Origin of the sequence: Bacillus sp. S4 (assembly GCF_040838205.1) — a bacterium.
Classification (GTDB): Bacteria; Bacillota; Bacilli; order Bacillales; family Bacillaceae_G; genus Bacillus_A; species Bacillus_A cereus_U.
Window position 1 is genome coordinate 1 of sequence record NZ_JBFPJI010000179.1, and the last position, 6664, is coordinate 6664.

Below are 6664 nucleotides of genomic sequence, written 5' to 3' on the forward strand. Positions count from 1 at the left end.
TGAAATAAGCTTGTTATCTATGGTTCAAGAAACCTATTGATAACAAGCTTATTTGCGTAAAAGTAAGGGTATTACTTCTATTTATTATAGTTTCACTTTATTTTTTATATCGATAAGCTCAAAACGTTCACAAACGAGTAGCATATCTTCAGAAAAGCCAAGGCCAAGCTCATATAGTTCCTTTGTAAAGAACTGTATATGGGTGTCTCTCCAGTAATTATAAGTAAGATCGCCTTCACCTTCAGCTATAGCAAATTCTTCGGTTACTTCATTCATTGGTGTTACAGTTACTTCTATTGTCTTGATAATTGCTACAGGTTCATCCTGACTATTGAGTATAATACTATAATCTTTAGTTGTCGGCAGCGGTTCATTTTCTAATTCATAAAAAATATGGCTGGAGCATGTTGCTGTTTTTACACCATCAATGACTAATTGAGCGAGATAATCAGGAGAATCACCAAATTGCCAAGCTGTAACGGATTTCGGTTTTTCATTGTTCCCCCAATAAGTATCCCAATATGTTTGCGCTAATGGATTCATTTGTATATTTACCTCACTTTAGTTAAAGTTCATTTTCTTTATAAGCCCTGGGCAATTTGCTTATTTGTAATAGTTTTGTAGTCATTTAAAATTTGTATTGCTGTATTACGGATCAATAAAAGTAATAGCTGAATGAATATGGTTTATAAACCCGTTCTGTCCATTTATGGCCATTTTTCCCGTAGACGCCCATAGTAATAGACGGGATTTTTAATTTGCGGATTGTTTCATATGGTAATGGATATAGTTGTTATGTAGTCTATTTGTGATTTGGGTTGCAATAAAATTAGGATCAATGCCAGACAATGTATCGCCTACGTGTACTTCTCTTCCGTAAATATAGAAACGAGGAAGAAGTTTACCTGCAGTTCCTGTATAAATGTACCGCTGAGTATCTCCATCATATAAAGGTGTTATAAAATCATTGTTAATAGCCAAACGATACTGTAATTGTTTTTCTTGCTTCAATCTTTTTAGTTCGGTTAAGGCAGAGATAATTTCACGATGTTCCCCTTCTTCATCTCCATTGAATAAGAGAAGTAGATTTCCTTCGATTAAATGCACATGTTCTGAGAAGTATAGTATATTGGCTAGATGAATGGCAGCACCGATTTTCATATCAAGAGAACCACGGCCAAAGAACCACTCTCCAGATTTTGCGTCGGTTTGAACATTTGTATCACTTTTATAGGTTTCAAAATATTGTTCGAGTGTTTCAGGAGAGAAAGCATGTTCCTTTAACGATCCGAAGTCTTCAATGCCGACCGTATCTAAATGAGAATGATAGATAATAGTAGAAGTTGAATCATGTTTCCCTTTTACAAACGCAAATGCATTTTTCCTCCCTATTGGATTATGAGGGATATATTGAATCCATACATGCTCAGGATGTTCTTGAAAATAAGGGAAGTTTTTTAAGATGCCATATAGTTCATCTATAATACCGACTTCGTGTTAATACTATTAAATGAAACTAAATGATTTGTTAGCAATCCGATTTGTTTTTCTAACGTTAAACCTTGCAGCTGTTTGTATATGGACATAGGATAAAACCTACTTAAATCTTATAATTTGGGGTCTTTCGAAGAGAAGATAAGTGCAAGTGAAAAAACTATAGTACGATTACTTAAATACAAGGAAGTAGTGATGTAAAGGGTTGGGAACATTTGTTCTATCGTGGTGTAATAGGTATACTTAATCAATTGAGGTGCTTATTTTTAATTCAGTATATGTGTTTAAAGAAGAAATGCTATTACTAGGTTCGGATTTCAAATATAGCTTTTAACGTTACATATTTTAATGAAGTGTTGATTGGTAGTAAAGAATATTGGGAATATTAATATTGATCTATTACCCACTATGCCATATTGAAGCGAGTAATACTAGAGGTGAAATAGATAAAAACCGATATTCCTTGAATATCGGTTTAATAATATGTGGCTTATATGAAGCTATAGCAATACGAAAAGTGTAAATAAGATGGCTAACAAAATACGATAATGTGCAAAAGGTTTTAAACCTATCTTTTCTAAAAGCTTCAGGAAAGTTACTACCGCTAGCATTGCTACTATAAAAGAGGTAATGAATCCTATAGCAAACATAGAAATATCATCCACACTTAAATACTTCCAACTTTTTAATAAGTCTAAGCCTGTAGCTCCAACCATTACAGGAAGAGCAATGAGAAAAGAGAACTCAGATGCAGTCTTATAATTTACTTTCGCTAATAGACCTCCAGAAATAGTAGAGCCAGCCCTTGAGAAGCCAGGATATACTGCTAAGCATTGAAATAATCCAATTGTTAATGCTTGACGGTATGTTAAATCATCTAGTGAAAAAGCGGTTGCCTCTGCCTTTTTTACTTCTGCAAAAATCATAAGAAATGCTCCTGCTACAAGTCCGATTACGACAGTATACGGCTGGAATAAGTATGTTTTAATAACATCATGTAATAATAAGCCAACAACTACTGCTGGGAATACACCAAGAAAAACATGTAATGCATTGAATTTTTTCTCTTTCCGAAGAAGGGGTTTAATATTACATAAAGAAACAAGACGTTTATGATATAAAATCGCGATAGCTAAAATTGCCCCTAACTGTATGACAATTTCAAATGTTTTTGCCCTTTCTCCTTCAAAACCTAACAAATGTCCGACTAATATAAGATGGCCAGTAGAAGAGATGGGTAAAAATTCAGCTAACCCTTCTACAATGCCAAGTATGAAGGCAATGATAAGATCGCTCATAGTTTCACTCCTATAAATTAATGAATATCTACTCTTTTAAAATAGAATAGTGTTGTAATAAATCCGAAAATAGCTGTTACTGCAATGATGATATAAGAATACTCTGGTGGATAATTCGGTTGTAATTCGTTATTTGCTATATCTAGAGTAGCGGTCCATGGGAATAGGTCTTTATGTTTTGAATTTACGATCATAAGGTTAGTCATTGTAATAATGATTGTTAATATAATAGGCGGTACATAGGTCTTCATTACAAGGGTTAGTAGTACAATAGGTGAAGACAAAAGAAAGAGAAGTCCACCACATATTAAAAATTTTATGAGAGAGCCTAAAAGTAAGGTGATACTAAACCCAGGGAAGCTACCTATTAGCCCTAATAATAAAGTTAGCGCCCAAGCAACTAAAGTTAGCATCATGATCCAAAGGAATAGAAGGATAAACTTACTTATAATAAAGCTAATACGTGATACTGGGATAGTTAGCAAGTTTTTTAATGTATCTTCCGTGTATTCACGGGTAAATAGATAAGCGATTACAACTCCATATAAGGGGAATCCTATAATTAAAGTAGTGTATAGGTTAACTTCAGTGAACAGTTGACCAAATAAAATAGTTGGAGTAGGCTGCTTTGTCTTCATGTGTATATAAGAAGCTACAACCACTAAAAATGGCGCGACACCTGCTCCGATAATACTAATCAAAAACATATTGGATCGTTTCAATTTTAATAGTTCTGTATAAAGCAGATTAACCAATTGTGCCACCCCCAACTAGTTTGGTGAAATAATCTTCTAGTCTATCTTCGCTCATCACAATTTTTAATACTTCAATATCGTTACGAACCAATGTTCTATTAATGTGTCCTTGCTGTCCAAAGTGAGAATAAACGCGAATATTTCCTTCATCATGTACCTCATAATCAAAAATTTGAAAATGATTTTCTAATAGCATCGCAGCTTTATTATCATTATTTACTTGGAATTCTATGTACTTACGATTGGCTTTACGCAGTGTATCAAGAGAAACTTCTTCTAATAACCTTCCTTCATGAATAATTCCCATACGATCAACTAGTTGTTCCACCTCAGCTAATATATGACTAGAAATGAGTATCGTTATATTTCTTTCTTGAGCTAAAGATTTAATGAGTTTTCGCATTTCTTTAATACCGATTGGATCTAGTCCGTTAGTTGGTTCATCTAGTATGAGTAGTTCAGGATAATGGAGAAGAGCACGTGCAATTCCTAAGCGTTGCTTCATTCCTAAAGAGTATTTTCCTACTATTTTTTTTGTTTCGTGCTGCAAGCCTACAATTTCTAATGCTTCTTCAATTGCAGTCCTTTTGTGAACTCCAATTATCTTTGCATTAATTAATAAGTTCTCTCTTGCAGTTAAGTTTTCATAAAATCCTGGGACTTCAACGATAGAACCAATTCTTCTTAAAATGTCTTTTGGATTCCGAAGTAAATCCTCACCGAATATTTCTATATTTCCACTTGTAGGTTTTATAAGACTAAGCAGCATACGGATTGTAGTTGTTTTACCAGCACCGTTACGCCCTATGAATCCATAAATCTCTCCTTGTCGTACATTCATATTTAGATTATCTACTGACTTTTGGGTCCCATAAACTTTAGTAAGGTTTGTCGTGTTTATAATTGTATTTATAGGGGGCACCTACTTTCTATAAGTTCTTAATTACATAATAAAAAGGAAGGTTTAACTGCATATTAATCATTTCTTAACTATTTCTTAAAAGTAGTGTGTTTTGGGACGGAAAAACCAAAAGTAGTTCGTTCCCGGGGAATACTGTCAACCCATATACGCCCACCATTTTTTTCAACGAGGGCTTTAGAAATAGAAAGTCCGAGGCCACTACCACCGTAAGAAGGATTTCTTGATTGTTCGCTGCGGTACATCCGCTTAAATACGTTTTGTAAATCATGTTTTGGAATACCGGGTCCCTTGTCCCAAATAAGAAGCTCATATTCTGTATTGGTTTCTAGTAGTTCGACTCCTACTATTTTCCCAGCTTTTCCGTGATGGATAGCGTTTTTTATTAGATTACCTATAATTCGTATAAGGCTAAGGTGATCTGCAATAATAGGAGAAGTAGATTCTGGTATGAGAACTTGTAGTTCAATGTTATGTTTTGATAGCTCGGGTAAAAATTCGATTAATACTTCTCTAGTAACTTCAGAAAAATCGAGTTCTTCTTCTTTTAATGGAAATTCATCAGCATCTAGCTTGGCCATATTAAAGATTTCATCGACCAGATGTTTTAAGTCATTCGATTTCTTATAAAGTATTTCAAGATATTCTTGCTTTTCTACTTCAGAAGTAGCGACATCATCTTTTAAAGCATCAATATATCCAATAATAGAAGTGAGTGGTGTCCGGATATCATGTGAGATATTAGATAAAAGTTGTTTTCTAGCTTCTTGGGATTTCCTTGCTTCGATCTGACCCTTTTCTAATGCAGCTATTAATTCGTTTATTGAAAACACGATATTATTTAATGAACGGTCGTTATTTGTGAATAGCCTCGTTTGTAAATTCCCTTTAAGTGCACGGCTTAATTTAGTAACCATCGATTCGTTGCTTTGAATAAAGTGAACTCTTGAAAAGAAAAGGTATATTGTGATTATGATAAGAGCAATAAATAAAGATACTTTTACATGGTATCCCATATCTATATTTAAAAGTCCGCAAATGATAAGTTGTAATGAAATAAGAAAGAGGACCTTATCGATTTTCAACCTTTTCACCTACAAACTTATAACCGATTCCCCATACAGTCTGAATAAATTTTGGATTGGAAGAATTGATTTCTATTTTCTTTCTAAGCTTTCTAATATGCACCATAACGGTATTATCATCTTCTATATAATTATCGTCCCATACATTTCGAAAGAGTTGTGTTTTTGTAAATACTTGCTCTGGGTTTGAAGCGAAGAATTTTAATAGTTCAAGTTCTTTTCCAGTTAAGTTGATTTCTTTTCCGTTCGTATGGACTGTGTATTTTTTAAAATCGATAGTTAGTCCTTTAAATGTTAAAGCTGTTTTCTCTTGTACGTTAGTATTACTTCCAAGAACTAAAAAACGTCGCATAAGAGCTTTTACTCTTGCAACCACTTCGTGAATACTGAAAGGTTTCGTAATATAATCATCAGCACCTATGCTTAAGCCCAGAATTTTATCAACTTCGTGATCTTTAGCAGTTAGCATTAATATAGGAATGTTAGTTGTATCTCTAAGTTTTCTGCACACTTCGATACCATCTACTTTCGGCATCATAAGATCTAATATAACGAGGTTGTAGTTATTTTGGTTAAATAAGCACAACGCTTCTTCGCCATTAATTGCAGTATCTACCATATATAATTCTCGCTCTAAATATCTTTTTAATAAGTCTCGAATTTCTTTATCGTCATCTGCTATAAGAATACGTATATCTTTCATATCGTCACCTGTTTCTAATAGAATGTTATTGATATTACAATTTGATAAACAAAGGGGAATAGGGAGCGGTAATAAAAAATAAAGCAACTTTCTAATTATATACTATTAATTGTTAAAATAAGGTTGCTAGTTTAGCTGAAAAGAATCAATCGTATGAGTTCGGTAAGATGGGGGAAGTAAGTCCTTTGTAATAGAGAAGTGTCTAAATTGAAAAGTATGTAGAAGAATAGATTAGTAAAGAAAAGTAGACGAGGGTTTCTATTTAAATGGAATCTTTATAGGTCCGTATCTAGAGCTAAAAGAGTACGAAGGTATTAAATTAAATATCTTTATAAAAAGGTGTTGACGATTAGCGTATAGAGGTGTAATATAGAACAAGTCGCCGATAGCAACAACGCAGAAAGCGACAA

Annotated in this window: 6 protein-coding genes and 1 pseudogene; all 7 read right to left on the bottom strand. The window is 33.6% G+C overall.

All coding sequences use genetic code 11. The features are described 5' to 3' along the window. Positions 1-84: 84 nt before the first annotated feature. A complete protein-coding gene (locus AB3X48_RS15400) occupies positions 85-543 on the bottom strand; it encodes an ASCH domain-containing protein (protein WP_016103370.1) in 459 nt (152 codons plus the stop codon). 246 nt (positions 544-789) lie between these two features. Then, positions 790-1305 (bottom strand): annotated as a pseudogene (locus tag AB3X48_RS22085) (M20/M25/M40 family metallo-hydrolase); the annotation flags it as partial. Positions 1306-1994: 689 nt separating this feature from the next. After that, a complete protein-coding gene (uppP, locus tag AB3X48_RS15410; RefSeq protein ID WP_016103373.1) occupies positions 1995-2792 on the bottom strand; it encodes an undecaprenyl-diphosphate phosphatase UppP in 798 nt (265 codons plus the stop codon). Positions 2793-2809: 17 nt separating this feature from the next. Next, the gene (locus AB3X48_RS15415) at positions 2810-3547 is read right to left on the bottom strand and encodes an ABC transporter permease (protein ID WP_016103374.1); all 738 of its coding nucleotides are present in this window, start codon (positions 3545-3547) and stop codon (positions 2810-2812) included. After that, positions 3540-4469 carry an ABC transporter ATP-binding protein gene (locus tag AB3X48_RS15420; protein WP_033714557.1) on the bottom strand — a complete coding sequence of 310 codons (930 nt, stop codon included), beginning with the start codon at positions 4467-4469 and terminating at the stop codon, positions 3540-3542. Before AB3X48_RS15420 ends, AB3X48_RS15415 begins: the two co-directional genes overlap by 8 nt. A gap of 68 nt (positions 4470-4537) precedes the next feature. Further along, positions 4538-5551: a sensor histidine kinase gene (locus tag AB3X48_RS15425; RefSeq protein ID WP_133059463.1), complete on the bottom strand. Its 1014-nt coding sequence runs from the start codon at positions 5549-5551 to the stop codon at positions 4538-4540. After that, positions 5538-6254, bottom strand: coding sequence for a response regulator transcription factor (locus AB3X48_RS15430; RefSeq protein WP_016103377.1), 717 nt, complete (start codon positions 6252-6254; stop codon positions 5538-5540). The genes AB3X48_RS15425 and AB3X48_RS15430 overlap by 14 nt, the downstream gene beginning before the upstream one ends. Positions 6255-6664 lie beyond the last annotated feature (410 nt).

Bases quoted from the DNA above. Each gene is read 5' to 3' on its own strand.
- AB3X48_RS15400 (WP_016103370.1), bottom strand. From the start codon at position 543: ATGAATCCATTAGCGCAAACATATTGGGATACTTATTGGGGGAACAAT.
- uppP (WP_016103373.1), bottom strand. From the start codon at position 2,792: ATGAGCGATCTTATCATTGCCTTCATACTTGGCATTGTAGAAGGGTTA.
- AB3X48_RS15430 (WP_016103377.1), bottom strand. From the start codon at position 6,254: ATGAAAGATATACGTATTCTTATAGCAGATGACGATAAAGAAATTCGA.